The organism is Pseudomonas asiatica, assembly GCF_009932335.1.
GTDB lineage: Bacteria > Pseudomonadota > Gammaproteobacteria > Pseudomonadales > Pseudomonadaceae > Aquipseudomonas > Aquipseudomonas asiatica.
Genome location: NZ_BLJF01000001.1, coordinates 3,096,118 through 3,114,857 on the forward strand (window position 1 = coordinate 3,096,118; position 18,740 = coordinate 3,114,857).

Genomic DNA, 18,740 nt, shown 5'->3' on the forward strand with positions numbered 1-18,740 from the left:
GCAGCGGCCCAGGCAATCGATCAGACCGCCGCGATCAACGCCTCGGCAAAGCGCTGCGCGACCTCATCGATCTGCTCGCCACTGATGATCAACGGCGGCAGGAAGCGCACCACCGCCCCATGCCGCCCACCGAGCTCCAGGATCAGCCCGCGCTTGAGGCACTCGCGCTGCACCTTCGCCGCCAACTCACGGTTGGCCGCCGGATGCCCAAGCGCATCCCTGTGGCCTTGCGGATCCACCAGTTCCACCCCAAGCATCAGGCCACGCCCGCGAATATCACCCAACTGCGGATAATCCCGCTGCAACTGCTGCAGGTGCTGGCGCAGGCGCTGGCCCATGGCCTCGGCATGCTCTGCCAGGCGATGCTCGACCAGGTAATCGATCACTGCCGAGCCCGCCGCCATGGCCATCTGGTTACCACGGAAAGTGCCGGCGTGGGCGCCCGGCTTCCAGGTGTCCAGCCAGTCGCGGTACACCACCACCGCCAGCGGCAGGCTGCCGCCAATGGCCTTGGACAAGGTGACCACATCCGGGATGATGCCGGCATGCTCGAAGGCGAACATGCGCCCGGTACGGGCGAAACCGCTCTGGATCTCATCGACGATCAACGCCACGCCGGCCTGCTCGGTGATACGGCGTACACCCTTGAGCCACTCGATATCGGCCGGAATCACCCCGCCCTCGCCCTGCACCACCTCGAGGATCACCGCCGCTGGCAGCGGCACGCCGCTTTCCGGGTCGAGCAGCAGGGTTTCCAGGTAATGCAGGTTGGCCCTGACCCCGGCTTCGCCGCCCAAGCCGAACGGGCAACGGTAGTCGTAGGGGTACGGCATGAACTGCACACCGTTGCCGAGCAAGGCCCCCAACGGCTGCTTCGGCCCATGGCTGCCCATCAGGCTCAGCGCCCCCTGGCTCATGCCATGGTAGGCGCCCTGGAAGGCCAGCACGGTGCTGCGGCCGGTGGCGCTGCGCACCAGCTTCAGCGCTGCTTCCACCGCATCGGTACCGGTCGGGCCGCAGAACTGGACCTTGGCTTCACGGCGTAACGCCTCGGGCAGCACGCCGAACAGGTCCTGGACGAAGCGGTCCTTGACCGGCGTGGTCAGGTCCAGGGTGTGCAGTGGCAGTTCATCGGCCAGTACCCGCTGGATCGCCTCGACCACCACCGGGTGGTTGTGGCCCAGCGCCAGAGTGCCGGCGCCGGCCAGGCAGTCGATGAACTGGCGGCCTTCGACATCCTCCACATGGATGCCACGGGCGCGCTTGAGTGCCAGGGGGATGCGCCGCGGGTAGCTGCGGGCGTTGGACTCCTGTTGTTGCTGGCGTTGCAGCAAGGGTGAATCGGTGAACTCGTACAAGGCACGCGGCGCGCTGGCCGGCGGGACCTGGGCAAGGCAGGAAGCGGTGGACATGGGTGAATCCTCGCAAGCAAGCGAAAGTGCTGGTGTTCGTCGCTTGGAAAACGCTTGAGTGCGGGGAGGATTTAGCGGTTGCTGTGGGATTTTTGAAAGCAGGCCCGGCCTCTTCGCGGGTAAACCCGCTCCCACAGGATTGGCACAGATCTCAGGGTTGATGCAGTACCTGTGGAAGCGGGTTTACCCGCGAAGAGGCCGGCACAGGCAATAAAAATCAATTCCCCGAGCGCGCCGGCACCTGCAACAACACCCGCAACCCATCACTGCGGCTGTCGAACTTCAGGCTACCGGCACAACGCTGCACGATCGCCTGTACGATCGCCAGCCCCAGCCCGCATCCACCACTCTGCCCGTTACGCCAGAAGCGCTCGGTCAGGTGCTCAAGGTCCGCCTCGGCAATCCCCGGCCCATGGTCCCGCACCATGAAGCCCACCTGGCCGTCAGCCATCTGCACCTCAAGCTCCACCGCCTCGTCGCCGCCATGGCGCAAGGCGTTGTCCAGCAGGTTGCGCAGCGCCGCCACCGCCAACGGCGCAGGCATGCCCAGGTAGATCTGCGTAGCGGCGTCAGGCAAACGCAACACGATGCGCCGGTTGTCACCGCCGCCGGCATCCTGCACCGCCTGCCGGGCCACCTGCTCGGCGCTGCACTGCACGCCATCCTCGAACGACAGGCTGCCTTCCACCCGCGCCAGCATCAGCAACTGCTCCAGCGTGCGGTGCATGCGGTCGGCGCCCTGCTCGGCATGCTCCAGCGCCTGCTCGCGCACGGCGCCATCGGTCATCCGTGCCACCTGCAGGTGGGTCTTGATCGCCGTCAGCGGGCTGCGCAGTTCATGCGCGGCATCGTCGGTCAGGCGCCGCTCACGCTCGATGGTCTGGGCAATGCGCAGGAACAGCTGGTTCTGGGTTTCCAGCAACGGTTGCAGTTCGCTGGGCATGCCCGCCACCTGCAGCGGCTCGACGCTGTCCGCGCGCCGGCGGCGCAGGGCATCGCGCATGCGGTTGAGCGGCTCCAGGCCCTTGCCCAGGCCGATCCACAACAACCCCAGGCTGCCAAGCAGGGCCATCAGCACCGGCGCCGAGGCCGCCAGCAGGATCGACTGGTTCAGTGCCTCGCGCTCCATGTGCCGGTCGGCGGTAGTAATGCGCACATCGCCATGGTTGTAGGTAAAGGTGCGCCACAGCGCGTCGTCGATAGTCTGGTCTCGGAAACCACTGCGTTCATCGTCCATGACGCCATCGTGCTTGTGGTTGCTGGCGAGAATCTCGCCACGCAGCGAGCTGACCTGGCAAGCCATGCCGTCCGGCACGCTGAACTGGTCGGCGGAAAAGTGCGCCTCCCCACCCTTGGCAGTCAGCGGCTGCGGCAGCTGGTCGATCAGCCCGGCGACCATGCGCGCCGAAGCCACCAGGCGCTGGTCGAGGGAGAACATCATCTGCTGGCGCAGGTCGCGCAGCATCCACGCGGCGGCCAGCGCCCAGATGATCACGAAGGCGCTGCCCAGGATCAGGCTCAGGCGTACCCGCAGGCTCATGATGCGGCCTGCTCCGGCGCCTGCGCCGGGCCCAGCCGGTAGCCCAGGCCGCGCACGGTCTCGACGATGCCGTTGCCCAGCTTGCGCCGCAGATGGTGGATATGCACGTTCAGGGCATTGCTCTCGACTTCGTCGCTGAAGCCGTACACGCAGTCTTTGAGCTGCTCGCTGGACAGCACCCGCCCGGGGTTCTGCAGCAGCGCCTGGAGCAATGCCTGTTCACGCCGGGACAGGTCGACCGGCTGGCCGGCCAGGGTTGCCTCGCAGCTGCTCGGGTCATAGCGCAGCGGGCCGTGTTCGATCACATTCACCGCCCGCCCGGCCACCCTCCGCAGCAGGGTGTGCAGGCGAGCAGCCAGCTCGCGCAGGTCGAACGGCTTGAGCAGGTAATCGTCGGCGCCGGCCTGCAGGCCATCGACCCGGTCGGTGACCGCATCTCGGGCAGTGAGCACCAGCACTGGCAGCGTCTCGCCTTTCTCGCGCAGGCGGCGCAACAGCTTCAGGCCGTCTTCGTCGGGCAGGCCAAGGTCGAGGATCATCACGTCGAACTGCGCGGCCTGCAGCATCGCCCGTGCATCGGCGGCGTTGCCCACACGGTCCACGGTCAGGCCCTGGGCGATAAGGCCGGCGCAGATGCCGGCGGCGATCAGGTCGTCGTCCTCGCAGAGCAGAACGTGCATGGTGGGGCTCCCGGAATGGTGTAGCTGGCATTGCACCTTGGGCGGATTAAGGGGGGATTATGGACCTTTTGTGGGGGATTGGGGATGTATGGCGCCTGCGGCAACGAGCACCGCGCAACTGCCACACGCTCCCGGGAGCGACAAACATTTAAAGCCCCACCCAAGGCCCACCCCGACAGCCTAACTCCGCCGAACACGCCGGAAACGAAGTCGCATTTTCCTACAACTGGCTCAGAAACTTCCGATCCGAATCCATGATGGGATTTCCCCCTGCACACGCTGTCAGGGAGACACCTCATGTACCTGGATTACCTCGTGCCCTCCTGGCACGAGATCGAGTCACGTGTCATCGCCATGGTGGGCTACCAAAGCGGTGGCCAGTTCCGCACCAGCCTCAATGAAGAGGTCGCCTCGCTAGGCCTCAACCTGCGCCGGATAGAAGCCGTCCGCACCGCCTTCTACCACGCCGAATGGCAGGCGGCGCACATGCTGCGCCAGCGCTTCGCCGACCTCGACATCAACAGCATCGTCGACGAACTGCTGATGGTCGCGCGGCAGATGGCGATGATCGTCGCCGGCAGCACCATTACCGGTGGCCTGCTTGGCGCGGGGGTTGGCGCATTCGCCGGCGGCGCCGGAACCATTCCGTTTGCCGGCGCGGGCGCGGCCATGGGCCTCAAGGTCAGTGGCTGGATCCTCGGCGCGCTAGGGCTGGCTTCCATCGCCGAGTTCTTCATCGAGGGCTTGCCGCGTATCGGCGAGTACTACGTCGACGGCATTCGCTTCGCCTGGGAAGGCACCTGCGGCAATGAAGGCACGGGCCCGCTCTGCCGGGACGACCCCTATGCGATATCCCGGGCGACGCATCAGATTGCCCAAGCCCACGTGGAAGTCGTGCTGCTGTTGTTGGGGGCGATCGTGTCGTACCTCACCCGCGGCCGCGGTGATGCCCGGGTGCTCGCGCAGGAGATGGCGGCCAGCCGCAAAGGTGCGCGGCTGGGGCAATGGATGCTCAAGCATGAAGAGGGGTTGAAGAAACGGCCGGACCTGCAGGTGCCGGAGCGGCGCAAGGGGGCGGTGGGTGAGCCGCAACCGATGCAGCCTGATCGGCCGGCAGGGAAAGACAAGGAGCCCTCGACAGGGAAGCCCGGTAGCATGCCGTTGCATACCGTGGCGTGCTTCAAGGCCGACAAATTGCCACCCGCCAAGCATGGCGAGTTTGAACGGCAGTTGAAGGGGCAGCAGGATGGGTTGAATCGGCTGACGGTTGAGGAGTTTTTAGAAAACGTTGCCAATCCCGTAAAGCGAAACCCAATTGTAGCGCGCAAAGCTCGTAAACAGATGCAAGACAAGTTAGAGCAACGGATACTGGACGACTTGCCAGACGATTTGAGCCCACGTGAAGCCCAAAGGACGGCTGCAAAATTAGCGAAGGAGACGATGGCAACGCTCGCGGCATTGCACAACCCGGACCTGACCGCTGGAGGAAGAGATGTCATTGCCGATTTCGGTGACAAACAAGTCAACTCCACCATTGGCCCACAGTGGAAAAGCAAGATCAAGGGTATACAGCAAGCTGCCGAAGAAGCATTGAAATCAGGCGGAGATGCCTCCTTCATGAACATCAAACTGATCAAGTGCTAGATTGATATGGAGCCAAATGATGGATGACGTCTATTCCGTCTTTATCGATACAATTGGACCACCTATTCACAAGCAAGAGGTTCCTCCTTCAACCATCGAGCGTTACAGGAGAAAGCTGCCGAAGAAATTATTGGAACATTGGACGACACATGGCTGGTGTGGATATGGTGATGGTATTTTTTGGACCGTCGACCCCCAAGAGTATGAAGGCGTCGTTGCATCTTGGATTGACGGTACGTCCCTGGCCGAACATGACACCTACCATGTGATCGCGCGCGGGGCGTTTGGCGACCTCTACTTATACGGAGAGAGAACCGGTTTCTCACTATGCATTGCGAGCCATATCTCACACTATTGCGGCAACAACCGCCGAATAGCAAACATTGACAGGCACGTTCAATCTTTCTTTCTACAGGTTAAAAAGGACAGCAATGACTTCGAGGATTTATTCGAACCGTCAAGAAACAATCTAGGCCCACTCAATCACGATGAAATGTATGGTTTCGTCCCCGCACTCGTCTTCGGCGGAAAAGCAAGACTGGAGCGAATTAAAAAAGTAAAAACAATTGAACACTTGATTATGCTTTCACAACTTTCGGCACTGGTACCCTACAGCTTCTCCGACTTCTAAACACTAAAACGGACTTAATCAAATGGACGTCATCTTCAGCATCTTCCTCGAAACCTTCGGCGACCCCGTCGGCCACCAACCAGTACCGCCCTCTGCCCTCGATCATTACCAAGGCAAACTCCCCAATCGTCTCCTGGATTACTGGCAAGAGCACGGCTGGTGCGGCTACGGCGGTGGTCTGTTCTGGCTGGTAAACCCTCAGGATTACGAAGACGTAGTAGCGTATTGGCTGTCAGGCACGCACTTCGAAGCACGCGACACTTATCACCTCATCGCCCGTAGCGCTTTTGGCGACCTGTACCTGTGGGGTGAGAACACCGGCTCGGTGCTGACCATTGCGGCGTACCATTCCCGTTACCTCGATGGCGCCCACAGCTCAGGCGACGAAGAGCGGGACAACAAGATCCACGGCCTGCTCATGTGGCTGATGACCGAATGCATCTATTTCGACGACCTGTTCGAACCCGCCAGGGAACGGCTCGGCACGTTGGCCGCAGACGAAATGTATGGCTTTGTTCCTGCCTTGATGCTGGGAGGGTCAGACAGCCTCGAGCGGCTTGAAAAGCTCAAAGCAGTCGAGCATCTGGTACTGCTCGCCCAACTGAGCGAGCTTCAACCCTATGAGCTGGCTGACGAAGAAGATGAATAGGCCCTGACAAGTGCGTTCACCGGTGCACCGCATCAGGCTTGTCGACATCCAGCAGCACACCGGTATCCGGCACTTCTACCCTGACACAACTCGCCGGGTTGGCCTTGACCACCGAACGCGCCCCTTCATCGCCGGTCAGGCGCGCAAGCGCCGGCCAGAAATCGCGCCCGAACAGCACAGGGTGCCCTTGCTGCCCTTCATGGCAAGGCAACACGATGGTCGACGCGCTGGCCCTGGAAGCCAGCCGGGCAAGGGTTGCCTGCTCCAGCCAGGGCATGTCACCCAACAGAATCGCTACTGCCTGCGCCTCACTGTCGGCCAGCGAGGCGGCGCCGGCCGCCAGGCTATGGCCCATGCCCAATGCGAAGTCCGGGCTGGAGATGACCCGGCACCCCGCAGGCAGCCCCAGATCCACGCCCCGCTCCCCCTCGCGCAACACCACCCGCACATCGTCGAACACTGCACAGGCCCGCTCCACGCTGTGCACCAGCAAGCTGCGACCATCAACCAACAGCGCCCGACGCTTGTCAGCCCCGAAACGCACGCTGCTGCCAGCAGCCAATATCAGTGCAACCACACTCACAGCGCCACCCGCTCGATACCATTGCGCACGCGAAGGATATCGGCCAGCACCGCCAAAGCGATCTCGGCCGGGGTCTTGCTGCCCAGGTTGAGGCCGATCGGGGCGTGGATGCGGCCCAGTTCGACCTCGCCCAGGCCACCGATCCGCCGCAGGCGTTCGCGGCGCTTGTCGGAGGTCACCCGGGAGCCCATCACACCGATATAGAACGCCTCGGTGCGCACCGCTTCGAGCATGGCCAGGTCATCGATCTTCGGGTCGTGGGTCAGCGCCACCACCGCAGTGTCGGCATGGCAACCGCCATGGGCGATGAACTCCGATGGCAGCTCGCGACGCACCTCGATGCCATCCAGCCGCACGCCGTCGAGCACTTCGTCACGCGGCTCGCAGAGGATGACTTCAAAGCCCATGCCCTTGCCGAACTCGGCACAGAAATGCGCGACGCTGGAGTACCCGGCCAGCAGCAGGCGCTGGGCGGCCCCCACACGCAAGCGTACACAGGCACTTTCACGCTGCACACGCGGCCCCTGGCTGTGGTCATCGGCAAGCAGGCGCCTGCCCTCGGGCAGGCTCACTTCACGCAGCACACGGCGCTGGCCCTGCAATGCGCTTTCCAGCTCACGCAGGTGCGCCTGTACCTCGCATTCGGCCGGCAGGTTCTCCACCAGCACTTCCAGCACGCCGCCACACGGCAGGCGGATGCTCGAACGCGAGTCGCTGCCATCGCCATAACGCACGATGGCCACCGGCTCGGGAAACTCCCCCCGGCCCACGCGCTCGAGAAAGTCGTCCTCGACGCAACCACCGGACAGCGAACCCAGCCACTGCCCGCTGGTGTTCACCGCCAGCAGCGAACCCGGCGCACGGGGCGCCGAGCCGTAGGTGGCGAGTACCGTGCACAACCACACCCGCTGGCCGCCGCACGACCACTGCAACGCCTGGCGGACCACCTGTAGATCGAGATGCTGCACCCTTTACTCCGCCTTCAGCTCGGCGAGCTGCTGTACGCTCAGGTCACCGGGCAATCCACCCCAGGCCTGGCGCAGGTAGTTGACCATATCCGCCACCTGCTGGTCATCGAGCTTGTCGGCAAAGCCCGGCATCGGCTGCATGCGCTCGAAGCCGGTGAACTGCTGTTCACGAATGCCTTCGAGGACCACCTTGACCAGGTTGCGCGAGTCGGCCTGGCGTAGCACCGTGTTGCCGCGCATGGCCACGGCGATGTGCGGCTTGCCCTCGCCGTCCACCCCATGGCAGCCGGCGCAGACGTTCAGGTACTGCTGGCGGCCGCGCCTGGCGCTGTCGCTCATCTGCTCCAGTGCCACCGCCTGAATGGCCTTGGCCGACGGTGGCTGGTCGCCCAGCAGGTAGGTGGCCATGGCCGCCAGGTCGGCATCCTCCAGGTGCTGGGTGCTGTGGTGCACCACCGGGAACATTTCGTTGAACATGCTGCCCTGAGCACTGATGCCGTGCTTGAGGAAGGTGGTCAGGTCCGGCTGGGTCCAGCCGCGCTCGGCCAGGTCCTGGGCCAGCAGGCTCGGGGCCAGGTAGCCACCCAGCAGGCCGCCGCTCAGGCGCTGGTCTTGCTGCAACGCACCGATCGGGTTGCGCGGGGTATGGCACTCGCCGCAATGGCCCATGACTTCGACCATGTACTGCCCACGCTGCCAGGCCGGGCTTTTGCCCTCGGTCGGCTGCAACTGCACGCTTTTACCGTACAGCATGTTCCAGCCGCTCAGCCCCTGGCGCACGTTGAACGGAAAGCGCAACGCAGTCTGCGGTGCCGGGCGGTTGATTGGCGGCACGGTCATCAGGTAGGCGAGGATCGCGTCCGAATCTTCGCGCTTGATCAGGTGGTACGAGGTGTACGGCATCGCCGGGTAGAGGTTGGCGCCGTCCTTGCGCTTGCCCTCGGTTACCGCGGCGAAGAATTCGTCGGCGCTGTAGTTGCCGATGCCGTACTGCTTGTCCGGGGTGATGTTGCTGCCGTAAATGGTGCCGAACGGCGAATGGATCGGCAGGCCGCCAGCATACGGCGCACCGCCTTCAGCGGTGTGGCAGGCCATGCAGTCGGCCGCGCGGGCCAGGTATTCACCGCGCTTGACCTGCGCCTGGTCGGCTGCCTGGGCAAGCGAGGTAACGGCAAGCCCGAGAGCCAGCGCCATTGCGCTACGAACAAGACCCATGCTCAACCCTCCTTGACCAGGCCGAGGTCGTTGAGCACCGTACGGGTGGCGTCGTAGTAACGCACGTAGCCGGTGCAACGGCAGATGTGGTGGCCCAGGCTCGCCTCGATGCGATCCTCCACCTCGCTCTTCTTCAGCGGCTGGCGCTGGGCGGTTTCCACCAGCACCGTGGCGGCATTGACGAAGCCCGGCGCGCAGTAGCTGCACTGGAAGGCGAACAGGTCGACGAACTTCTGCTGGATCGGGTTCAGCGTGAGGTTGCCGGCCTCGTCCTGTTTGGCATGGCCCTCGATGGTGCGGACCTTCTTGCCCTCGAAGTAATGCGCGCCGGTAATGCAAGTACGCACCTCCTCGCTGGTGCCGTCGGGGTTGTCGACGATCACCACGCAGGCGTGGCAGATGCCCTGGCCGCAGCCCAGGCGCGAGCCGGTGAGGTTCTGGTGTTCGTGCAGGTAGTCGATCATCGCCAGGTCGTCGGGGACCTCGACCGGGCCGACCGGTTGACCATTGAGGGTCAGTTGCAGTGGACGGTTAGCCATTGAGGGCCTCCTTGATACGGGCTGGGGTGATGGGAAGATCGCGAACGCGCTTGCCGATGGCATGCGCGACAGCATTGCCGATGGCCCCCACGACCGGGATCATCACCACCTCGGCAATGCCCTTGGACGGGTCGGTCGGTGACAGCGGCGGTAGGATTTCACTGGTCTGCTGCCAGACCGCCACGTCGCGCGCATGCGGCAGGCGGTAGCGGTTGAAGTTCCAGTCGCCCTCCCCGGGCCCGCCCTCGTACAACGGCATTTCTTCGGTCAAGGCATGGCCGATGCCCATGGCGATACCGCCCTCGAGCTGGCCCTTGACCAGTTCCGGCACAAGCACCCGGCCGCACTCGACCCAGCTGTGATGGTTGAGTACCTGCACTTCGTGAGTGCCCTTGTTCACCTTGACTTCGACAATGGTCGCCACCGGGCTGTAGTAGGTGACCATGGCGTTGTTCAGCTGGGTGTCGGGGTAGGCGGCGTTCTGCCGGTCGAGCAGGTGGTAGCCGTGGCTGCTCATCTGCGCCTTCTTGGCGCTCACCGCGCCATCGCCGTATTTGACTGCCACCGCATCGAGCGGGAAGCGTTCGCGCACGCCATCGATGACGAAGTCGGCCTCGGCCCAGCTCCAGCGGTTGAAGCCGTGCACGCTGACGCCGGTGACCAGGCCCATTTCATGGGCCTTTTGGGCCAGCTGGGCGAACGGGATAGGTGACAGGCCGTTGCCGGTCAGCTCGCCGTTGACCCATACCGCATTCTCGCGGCGCACCACCAGCGGGTTGGCCTGGCCGCCGTACGGGCCCTGGCGCCAGATGGCCATGGCCGCCGGCCACAGACCGTGGTTGAACAGCACGCGTGCCGCTTCGCGGGTGGCATGGCTGAAGTAGAAGGCCGAGTTGGTCGCCGACGACGGCGAAGCAAGCTTGCCGACCCAGCGCGGGTTGCGCAGCGCGGCGTCCTGCTCGGGCTGGCTGATCAGGTACGGGTTGCCGCTGGTGGTCAGCTGCAGCTCCGGCCATTCGGTGACCGCGGTCTTCACCTCGTCGGCCGAGCGGCCGAGGAAATCGCTGACAACCAGGGCCTGGGAGGTGGACATGCCGGTACCCAGCTCGGTGCCGATGTGGCGCAGGCTGATGCGCCCGTCGCGGCTGAACTCGATGCTGGCCATGGGGGCTTCGGAGCCGGTGCCGAAGTCTTTCTGGCAGATGGCAAAGCCCACGCCATACCAGTGGTCCGGGTCCTTGGCATCCATCTGCTGCTTGCGCGTGTCGCGGTTGCGCCACCAGTCGTGCACGGCGGCCTTGTCGAGAATCTCGTACAGGCGCAGGGCGCCGGCCGGGACCGCGCCCTGGGTGTTCTTCATGCCCGACTTCAGCGCGTTGGCGCGGCGCAGGTCGATGGCATCGACGCCCAGGCGCCCGGCGATCTCATCCACCATCATTTCGGTGGCGGCCATGGTCTGCAGGGTGCCGTAGCCACGCATGGAGCCGGCCTCGACGCCACGGGAATGATAGGCAGTGACCGACAGATCATTCTGCGGCATGTAGTAGATCGACTGCGCCGCCGTGGCGCCGACCGCCGCCACCGAGGGGCTGTAGTTGATACGCCCGCCGCCGTCACAAGTCATGTCGGCGCGGAAGATCCTGAAGCTGTTGTCCTTCTTGTCCACCGCCAACTGGTAGCGGATATCGAAGGCATGGCGCTTGATACCGCTCTGAAACTGCTCGTAGCGGTCGTTGGCCAGGCGGATCGGCACACCGGCGCCATACAGCGCGGCCACGGCGGCGTAGAAGACGAAGATGTTGTTGTCTTTCGAGCCGTAGCCCACGGTATAGCCCGGGTGCATGTTCAGCGTGTTCAGGGCGAAGCGCGACGGCTTGATCATGTGCACGCATTCCTGCGCCACTTCGAACGGGCACTGGGTCGCCACCACAAAGTGCAGCGTGCCGCTGGCCGGGTCGTACCAGCCGTTGCCGTTGTCCGGCTCCAGGGCGGCCGGCTCGATGGACGGCGTCTTGTAGCGCTCGTCGAACACCAGCCAGTCCTCGGGCGGGTTGTCCAGCTGCTCGGCCATGCGCTTGGCGTAGAACAGGCCCTGCTCGGTCAGGTCGCCATGCTGGTTGGGCTGCTTCGACCACACCGGCTTGCGGTTGAGGATGGTAGGGAACAGCATGGAATTCTTCAGGCTGGAGAATTCATCGTCGTCGAACGGTGTGGCACCGCCCACGCGCACGAAGCGGAAGCTGCCGTAGGGGTCGCGCTGGTACAGCGGCGCCTGGGCGCCATAGCGGATCGCCTGGTCATTGAACTGCAGCTTGCGCTTGGCCTGACGGAAGCGCTCGAAGTCGTGCCAGATCAGGATCGCCACCGGGTGGCCGATGAACATAGGCACCTTGCCGGGCGGCAGCAGCGGGTCGGGCGAGTGGGCCTCGGGCCAGGCGATGCCGTCCTTTTCCAGGTCGGCAGCGGTGACGATGCGGTCCGGCTGCAGGTCGGCGCCAAGCAGGCTGAGGTCATGGCCGGCATAGATACGATCGGCCTTGGTCGCCTTGAGCAGCAGCGCATGGCCCTGCTGTGCGGGCCAGCCGGGCATGTCCTTGGCACGGATGTCGCGAGCGAACACCTTGTCGCCGCACACCTTGGACAAGGCATCGTTACGGAAACGTGCCTTGCCATCATGGTTCATCCACTTCTGCGGCGAGGTGGTGACGCGTTCCTCCATCAGCGCGGCGAATGCCTGGCTGCCAAGCGGCGCCATGGTCACGCCGACACCAGCGATCAGGCCGCCTTGCAGGAAGGCGCGCCGGGAAATATCACGGTTGGACATGCTTGATCCTCTGGGCAGCAGGGGGTCTGCCCTTTTTTTGATTCTGGTACTAGCCTGAAAAGCTGACCTGTACGTCAACTTTACAGCAATTGTGTTGGCGCAGGCAAAGTCAAGCCGACAATATGTCGCGACATGTCTGGGATCTGGGGCGGAATTTGCTCTGGGGCTGGTAGGCGTTCGTCTTAGGATCTTCGGCGCTTGGGAGACCGAGCGCCGCCCGCGCGGCGCTCGATCTCCCAGGCGCAGACAATCCCACGGCAAACACCTGCAAGCCCTGATGCGCCCCCCCTGACCAAAAACCAGAGTTAACCTTGGGTTAATCGACCCAAGCCAGCATGACCCCTTTCAACGTATTGCCAAGGCGAAGACATGCGCGTCCTCCTGCTCTTCCTGACACTACTGCTGGCCGGCCCATTGCAGGCCAACCCGTTCGATGTCAAACCGGACTTCCTGCCGGTCAACCAGGCCTTCGTGCTTACCCACGACCGCCAGGCCGACGGCCAGATGCGCCTGTTCTTCCAGATCCAGCCTGGCTACTACCTGTATCAGAAACGGCTGAAGTTCGACGGCCTGCCTGCCGAACAGCACCCGCAACTGCCGGCCGCTCTCAACCACCACGACGAGTTCTTCGGCGACAGTGCGGTGTACCGCGACCAGCTCGAACTGCTGCTCCCGGCCGATGCCCAGGGCCAGCTGCGCCTGGGCTGGCAGGGCTGTGCCGACGCCGGCCTGTGCTACCCCCCGCAAACCACGTTGGTCGACCTGGGTGGCAGTGTGGCGCCGGCGGTCGAACAAGCCAGTGACCAGGCCCTGGCCAGCGACCTGCAAAAAGGCCACCTGGCCTGGAGCCTGCTCGCGTTCTTCGGCCTGGGCCTGTTGCTGGCCTTTACCCCCTGCTCGCTGCCGATGCTGCCGATCCTCGCCGGGCTGGTGCTGGGCAATGGCGCCAGCGCCCGGCGCGGCTGGATACTGGCCGGGGTCTATGTACTGAGCATGGCCCTGGTGTATGCCGCCCTGGGCGTGGTCGCCGCACTGCTGGGTGCCAGCCTGCAGGCCTGGCTGCAGCAACCCTGGCTGCTGGGCAGCCTGGCGGGGCTGTTCGTGCTGCTGGCCCTGCCGATGTTCGGCGCCTTCGAACTGCAACTGCCCGCCGCCGTGCGTGACCGCCTCGACCGCGCCGGGCAAGGCACCCGTGGTGGCAACCTGTATGGCGCGGCGCTGCTGGGCGCGCTGTCCGGCCTGCTGATGGGCCCGTGCATGACCGCGCCGTTGGCCGGCGCGCTGCTGTACATCGCCCAGAGCGGCGACGTGCTGCAGGGGGCGCTGGTGCTGTTCAGCCTCGGCCTGGGCATGGGCGTGCCGCTGCTGTTGCTGGTAACCCTGGGCAACCGCTACCTGCCCCGCCCGGGCGCCTGGATGAACCGGGTCAAGGGCGTGTTCGGCTTCGTGTTCCTGGGCATGGCGCTATACACCTTGCGCAGCCTGCTGCCCGCAGCATTGCTGCTGGCCCTGAGCGGCGCCTTGCTGATTGCCCTGGCCTGGGCTGCCTGGCCGGCCCTGCAGCGGTTGCCGGCGTTGCGCGCCTTGCCACTGCTGGGAGCCCTGTGGGGCGGCCTGCTGCTGGTGGGTGCGGCGGCTGGTGGCGACGACCTCTGGCAGCCGCTGCGCCCGTTCGCCGGTGGCGGCGCTGCGCCGGCCACCGGCCAGCACATCGAGGACGCCTTCGTCACCGTCAGCCGCCCCGAAGACCTGCAACGCGAACTGGATGCGGCTAAGGCCCGTGGCCAGTGGGTGATGCTCGACTACTATGCCGATTGGTGCGTGTCGTGCAAGGTCATGGAAAAACAGGTGTTCGCCCGCAGCGACGTGCAGGCCGGCCTGGCCGGTGTGCACCTGCTGCGCCTGGACGTGACCGCCGACACCCCGGCCAGCCAGGCCTTGCTGCAGCGCTACCAGGTACCCGGCCCGCCCAGCATCATCTGGGTCGGCCCGGAAGGCGACGAACGCCGCGCGCGGCGCATCACTGGTGAGGTGGATGCAGCCGCCTTCCTGCAACACTGGACCCAGACCAGGAGCCAAGGCTGATGCTGACCGTAACCCTCGGGCCACTGACCATGGCCCTCAACCACCTGCTGATGCTCACCGCCCTGGTGATCGCCAGCATGGTCGGCTGGTGGGTCGCCCGGCGTGGCGGCGAGAGCCCGGAATCGGCACTGTTCAACCTGTTCCTGATCGGCCTGCTGTGCGCACGCGCCGGCTTCGTGCTGGCCTACTGGCCGATGTACCAGGACGATCTGCTGCAGATCATCGATATCCGTGATGGCGGCTTCCTGTTCTGGTCGGGCCTTGCCGGCATCGTGCTCGGCGCCCTGTGGCAGGGCTGGCGCCATCCGGGCCTGCGCCGCCCGCTGGGCTGGGCGCTGTTCAGCGGTGCGCTGTTCTGGGGCCTGGCCAGCCTCGGGGGCCACCTGTACAGCAAGGGCACCGAACTGCCCGATTTGAGCCTGCGCAAGGCCAACGGCCAATCCGTGGCGTTGCACAGCTACCGCGGCAATCCGCTGGTCATCAACATCTGGGCCACCTGGTGCCCACCCTGCCGACGCGAAATGCCGGTGCTGCAACAGGCGCAAAGCGCTTACCCGCACGTGACCTTCCTGTTCGTCAACCAGGGCGAGACCCCGGAAAACGTCAGCACCTTCCTCGCCACCACCGGCCTGAGCCTGACCCACGTGCTGTTCGACGGCACCGGTCTGCTGGCCCAGCGCGTCGGCTCCATGGCGCTGCCCACCACCCTGTTCTACGACGCCGACGGGCGCCTGGTCGGCAGCCATCTGGGCGAGCTGTCCCGGGCCAGCCTGCGCCACGCCCTGGAGCCTTTCGACCGGGCCACCGCGCCCGCCCCTGCCGCACAAGGAAACTGACATGCGACTGACTGCACTGCTGCCCCTGTCCCTGGCCCTGCTGGCTGCCCCCACCCTGCAGGCCGAAGAGCTGCCCAAGGCGATTGCGCAACTACAAGCCAAGGGCGCCGTGATCAAAGGCAGCTTCGACGCCCCCAACGGCCTGCGCGGGTATGCCGCCGAGTACCAGAACAACGGCCTGGCGCTGTACCTCACCCCTGACGGCAAGCATGTACTGGTCGGCAGCCTGTTCGACGAACAGGGCAACGACCTCAGTGCCGAGCCGCTGAAAAAGCTGGTGTATGCGCCGATGAGCAAGGAAATCTGGGCGAAGATGGAGAAAACCTCCTGGATCGCCGACGGCAAGGACGATGCACCGCGCAAGGTGTACCTGTTCAGCGACCCCAACTGCCCGTACTGCAACATGTTCTGGGAACAGGCGCGGCCATGGGTGGAGTCGGGCAAGGTGCAGTTGCGCCATATCATGGTCGGCATCATCCGCGAGGACAGCCCGGGCAAGTCGGCGGCGCTGCTGGCGGCGAAAGACCCGGCCAAGGCACTACAGGAACATGAAAAGGCCGGCAAGGCCAGCAAGTTGAAGGCACTGGAGCAGGTGCCGGAGGCGGTGCAGCAAAAGCTGGCGGCGAACATGGCGCTGATGGAAGAAATGGGCTTGCAGGCGACCCCGGCGATCTTCTATCAGGATGAGCAGGGCAACCTGCAGAGCCAGCAAGGCGCGCCGCGGCCGGAGTTGCTTGGGAAGATTCTCGGCAAGCGCTGATGTGAAATCGCCGGGGCTGCCTTGCAGCCCATTCGTAGCACAAGGCTGTGGCGGCCCTGTGGGAGCGGGCAAGCCCGCGAAGAACTCAACGCGGTGTTATGTCACCGGCTGCGCCGGTGTTCGCGGGCATGCCCGCTCCCACAGGTACAGCGCCAAACCTCGAAAACAACGCCGTATCTGTAGGAGCGGCCTTGTGTCGCGAAAGGGCCGCATAGCGGCCCCCAAATTGCTGCATAAAAGCTGAAATTGCTGGGGCTGCTGTGCAGCCCTTTCGCGACACAAGGCCGCTCCTACAAGGGGCGATGCAGACCTCACTTGTTCTGGTCACAACCCCTCCAGCTCGTCCTCGAGCACATCGGCCCAGATGCCAGCCAATGGCCAAGTTCACATTTGGCAACACTAAGTTATACCACCTAAGGCGACAAACACTTTTCCGAACCGATCATCGGAAAACAACGCCCGGCGATAAAACATATAACAATCCCACAACAATTTCAGATCCGCCTTACAAAAAACAGACGTCTTTTTCACTCCCATGACCAGTGAACAGATCGCGATCAGACATACCCCTCAGATACATCTCACAATACCAACTGCAATTCAAACAACTAGATTACACCCCAGCCAACACATTGCCCCATCAAACTTGACGTACATGCAGCCTGAATATAAAACCCTTACCCCCTGCATTCGCGAAGACACTAAAGGCGAGAAAAATGAACAAAAAGCCATACCCCATAACGCGAAGAAAACAGATCCTCATGATCACCAAGGTGTTGATCCTGGAACACCTGCGAGAACCCACTGCGTTGCTGTGGACAGCGGCGGCGCCTTGCTTGATGTTCATACTACTGAGGCAAAGCCGTTCCCTTGCAGCGCCACCAGACACTCTCTATATATCCTCTGCTGCGTGGTTCTACGCCTACATCGCTGCAAACGTTGCCTTCTTCGGCCTCGGCTTTTATCTAATCGGACGACGAGAAAGTGGCTTCGTCCGGTCATTCATTTACCAACGCGAGGCAATTGCACTTTTCCTCACATCGCACGCCGTCAGCTACACATTGGTCAGTGTCGTGTACTCCAGCTTTTTCTACTTCATCTCCAAGCCTCTATACGGATCCTACTCGCCATCAGAATTCCTGTACCTTACAGCCGCGTTCTATACGAGTTACCTGATATTCGCCTGCATCGGCTTGGCAATTGCAGCGATGCCCATCAAATTCAGCACAGCCGGGACGCTATTTTCGCTACTTTCATTCCTGATGTTACTTTCCGGCTATTTGGGCACCACACAAGACGAACTGACCCACTGGTCAACGTTGATCAACCCCTTGCACCTGAGCACAAGAATAATTACCGGAGAGATACCACTCACTATTAGTTTTCTGACAGCTTTTGCCATTTCAACAGCGGGGCTCTATGCAACAGGAAAGCTATTCAGAATCCACCCCATATGGAGCCGCTATTAAAATGCACCTTCTCACCATCAAAAACCTGGACTTCTCATACAACAGCAGCCCTCTTTTACAAAACATCACGTTACAGTTGAAAAAAGGAGAGGCCGTAGGCGTACTGGGCAGTAACGGAGCAGGAAAGACCACGCTTTTCGACCTGATCTGCAACATCAGAAAACCAAGCAACGGCACAATCATAAATTCATCCAGACAGCAGGCTTATCTGACTCAAGTACTGACACCACCGCCCTTGCTCAGGATGAGCGAAGTCTACCAACTGATTACACAGTTAAACTCCAGATCAGCACCGGATCACTGCGAGGTGCTTTCACGCCTCTCTGAATGGTCACATTCCCTGTCGAAACGGTATGCTGAAATCTACAAGAAGAAGGCATCTACTTGCAGCTATGGCGAAGTCCGGAGCTTTGTCACACTGACGCTACTGCTCATGGGCAGTGACCTGATCATCCTCGACGAGCCTACTGCGGGGGTAGACCCAGAATTCAGACACCACATATGGCTAGGTATAAAAAACGCGTGCAAAAACGGGGCTAGTGTTTTGATTTCATCTCACTATACCGAGGAAATTGCCACAAACTGCCATCGTTTCTACATGCTCGCTCATCAACACCTCGAGCCATTTGAGAATGCTCATGAGTTTCTCGCTCGCTACCATGCGAACTCTTATGATGAAGCATTCATCAATGCGTCGATGTCGCAGGAAAAAATCGGGGCCGCATCATGACGGCGAAGAACCATGGGAAAGGTGGGGTTGCAGGTATGGCACCGGCTGCGCCGGTGTTCGCGGGCATGCCCGCTCACAGGTGCAGCGCCAAACCTCGAAACAACGCCGTATCTGTAGGAGCGGCCTTGTGTCGCGAAAGGGCCGCATAGCGGCCCCAGCAATTTCAACTTTTGTG

At 63.0% G+C, this 18,740-nt stretch carries 16 protein-coding genes; 8 read left to right on the plus strand and 8 right to left on the minus strand.

Going from position 1 to position 18,740, the window contains the following annotated elements:
* Positions 1 to 20: 20 nt before the first annotated feature.
* From GYA95_RS14325 to GYA95_RS14335, 3 genes are all read right to left on the minus strand, one after another.
* Positions 21 to 1,412, minus strand: a complete 1,392-nt coding sequence (locus tag GYA95_RS14325) for an aspartate aminotransferase family protein (protein WP_015271114.1) — start codon at positions 1,410 to 1,412, stop codon at positions 21 to 23.
* 217 nt (positions 1,413 to 1,629) lie between these two features.
* A complete protein-coding gene (locus GYA95_RS14330) occupies positions 1,630 to 2,952 on the minus strand; it encodes an ATP-binding protein (protein ID WP_015271115.1) in 1,323 nt (440 codons plus the stop codon).
* Positions 2,949 to 3,632 carry a response regulator gene (locus GYA95_RS14335; RefSeq protein WP_161551414.1) on the minus strand — a complete coding sequence of 228 codons (684 nt, stop codon included), beginning with the start codon at positions 3,630 to 3,632 and terminating at the stop codon, positions 2,949 to 2,951. Before GYA95_RS14335 ends, GYA95_RS14330 begins: the two co-directional genes overlap by 4 nt.
* Positions 3,633 to 3,929: 297 nt before the next feature.
* Between GYA95_RS14335 and GYA95_RS14340 the strand changes: the two genes are divergently transcribed.
* Genes GYA95_RS14340 through GYA95_RS14350 form a run of 3 tightly spaced genes read left to right on the plus strand, consistent with a single transcriptional unit; the run spans position 3,930 to position 6,556 of the window.
* Complete coding sequence (locus GYA95_RS14340; protein ID WP_015271117.1) at positions 3,930 to 5,276, plus strand: DUF6861 domain-containing protein; 1,347 nt, start codon at positions 3,930 to 3,932, stop codon at positions 5,274 to 5,276.
* Positions 5,277 to 5,295: 19 nt separating this feature from the next.
* A complete protein-coding gene (locus GYA95_RS14345; protein WP_015271118.1) occupies positions 5,296 to 5,907 on the plus strand; it encodes a GAD-like domain-containing protein in 612 nt (203 codons plus the stop codon).
* Between the two features lie 22 nt (positions 5,908 to 5,929).
* Positions 5,930 to 6,556: a GAD-like domain-containing protein gene (locus GYA95_RS14350; RefSeq protein ID WP_015271119.1), complete on the plus strand. Its 627-nt coding sequence runs from the start codon at positions 5,930 to 5,932 to the stop codon at positions 6,554 to 6,556.
* Between the two features lie 16 nt (positions 6,557 to 6,572).
* On the opposite strand, the gene GYA95_RS14355 is transcribed toward GYA95_RS14350, so the two are convergent.
* Genes GYA95_RS14355 through GYA95_RS14375 form a run of 5 tightly spaced genes read right to left on the minus strand, consistent with a single transcriptional unit; the run spans position 6,573 to position 12,685 of the window.
* Complete coding sequence (locus GYA95_RS14355; protein WP_015271120.1) at positions 6,573 to 7,139, minus strand: nucleotidyltransferase family protein; 567 nt, start codon at positions 7,137 to 7,139, stop codon at positions 6,573 to 6,575.
* Positions 7,136 to 8,107: an XdhC family protein gene (locus GYA95_RS14360; RefSeq protein ID WP_015271121.1), complete on the minus strand. Its 972-nt coding sequence runs from the start codon at positions 8,105 to 8,107 to the stop codon at positions 7,136 to 7,138. The genes GYA95_RS14355 and GYA95_RS14360 overlap by 4 nt, the downstream gene beginning before the upstream one ends.
* 3 nt (positions 8,108 to 8,110) lie before the next feature.
* A complete protein-coding gene (locus GYA95_RS14365; RefSeq protein WP_015271122.1) occupies positions 8,111 to 9,322 on the minus strand; it encodes a cytochrome c in 1,212 nt (403 codons plus the stop codon).
* 2 nt (positions 9,323 to 9,324) lie between these two features.
* Positions 9,325 to 9,861: a (2Fe-2S)-binding protein gene (locus GYA95_RS14370; protein WP_013973477.1), complete on the minus strand. Its 537-nt coding sequence runs from the start codon at positions 9,859 to 9,861 to the stop codon at positions 9,325 to 9,327.
* A complete protein-coding gene (locus tag GYA95_RS14375; RefSeq protein ID WP_015271123.1) occupies positions 9,854 to 12,685 on the minus strand; it encodes a xanthine dehydrogenase family protein molybdopterin-binding subunit in 2,832 nt (943 codons plus the stop codon). Before GYA95_RS14375 ends, GYA95_RS14370 begins: the two co-directional genes overlap by 8 nt.
* A 369-nt stretch (positions 12,686 to 13,054) precedes the next feature.
* Between GYA95_RS14375 and dsbD the strand changes: the two genes are divergently transcribed.
* From dsbD to GYA95_RS14400, 5 genes are all read left to right on the plus strand, one after another.
* Complete coding sequence (gene dsbD, locus GYA95_RS14380) at positions 13,055 to 14,770, plus strand: protein-disulfide reductase DsbD (RefSeq protein ID WP_015271124.1); 1,716 nt, start codon at positions 13,055 to 13,057, stop codon at positions 14,768 to 14,770.
* A complete protein-coding gene (locus GYA95_RS14385; RefSeq protein ID WP_015271125.1) occupies positions 14,770 to 15,606 on the plus strand; it encodes a TlpA disulfide reductase family protein in 837 nt (278 codons plus the stop codon). Before dsbD ends, GYA95_RS14385 begins: the two co-directional genes overlap by 1 nt.
* Before the next feature lies 1 nt (position 15,607).
* Positions 15,608 to 16,366, plus strand: coding sequence for a thiol:disulfide interchange protein DsbG (gene dsbG, locus GYA95_RS14390; RefSeq protein ID WP_015271126.1), 759 nt, complete (start codon positions 15,608 to 15,610; stop codon positions 16,364 to 16,366).
* Positions 16,367 to 17,082: 716 nt separating this feature from the next.
* Positions 17,083 to 17,835, plus strand: a complete 753-nt coding sequence (locus GYA95_RS14395; protein ID WP_043935785.1) for an ABC transporter permease — start codon at positions 17,083 to 17,085, stop codon at positions 17,833 to 17,835.
* Between the two features lies 1 nt (position 17,836).
* Positions 17,837 to 18,565 carry an ATP-binding cassette domain-containing protein gene (locus GYA95_RS14400; RefSeq protein ID WP_015271128.1) on the plus strand — a complete coding sequence of 243 codons (729 nt, stop codon included), beginning with the start codon at positions 17,837 to 17,839 and terminating at the stop codon, positions 18,563 to 18,565.
* Positions 18,566 to 18,740 lie beyond the last annotated feature (175 nt).

Coding starts and splice junctions, on each gene's coding strand:
- GYA95_RS14325 (WP_015271114.1), bottom strand. CDS start 1,412: ATGTCCACCGCTTCCTGCCTTGCCCAGGTCCCGCCGGCCAGCGCGCCG.
- GYA95_RS14330 (WP_015271115.1), bottom strand. CDS start 2,952: ATGAGCCTGCGGGTACGCCTGAGCCTGATCCTGGGCAGCGCCTTCGTG.
- GYA95_RS14335 (WP_161551414.1), bottom strand. CDS start 3,632: ATGCACGTTCTGCTCTGCGAGGACGACGACCTGATCGCCGCCGGCATC.
- GYA95_RS14340 (WP_015271117.1), top strand. CDS start 3,930: ATGTACCTGGATTACCTCGTGCCCTCCTGGCACGAGATCGAGTCACGT.
- GYA95_RS14345 (WP_015271118.1), top strand. CDS start 5,296: ATGGATGACGTCTATTCCGTCTTTATCGATACAATTGGACCACCTATT.
- GYA95_RS14350 (WP_015271119.1), top strand. CDS start 5,930: ATGGACGTCATCTTCAGCATCTTCCTCGAAACCTTCGGCGACCCCGTC.
- GYA95_RS14365 (WP_015271122.1), bottom strand. CDS start 9,322: ATGGGTCTTGTTCGTAGCGCAATGGCGCTGGCTCTCGGGCTTGCCGTT.
- GYA95_RS14370 (WP_013973477.1), bottom strand. CDS start 9,861: ATGGCTAACCGTCCACTGCAACTGACCCTCAATGGTCAACCGGTCGGC.
- GYA95_RS14375 (WP_015271123.1), bottom strand. CDS start 12,685: ATGTCCAACCGTGATATTTCCCGGCGCGCCTTCCTGCAAGGCGGCCTG.
- dsbD (WP_015271124.1), top strand. CDS start 13,055: ATGCGCGTCCTCCTGCTCTTCCTGACACTACTGCTGGCCGGCCCATTG.
- GYA95_RS14385 (WP_015271125.1), top strand. CDS start 14,770: ATGCTGACCGTAACCCTCGGGCCACTGACCATGGCCCTCAACCACCTG.
- dsbG (WP_015271126.1), top strand. CDS start 15,608: ATGCGACTGACTGCACTGCTGCCCCTGTCCCTGGCCCTGCTGGCTGCC.
- GYA95_RS14395 (WP_043935785.1), top strand. CDS start 17,083: ATGAACAAAAAGCCATACCCCATAACGCGAAGAAAACAGATCCTCATG.
- GYA95_RS14400 (WP_015271128.1), top strand. CDS start 17,837: ATGCACCTTCTCACCATCAAAAACCTGGACTTCTCATACAACAGCAGC.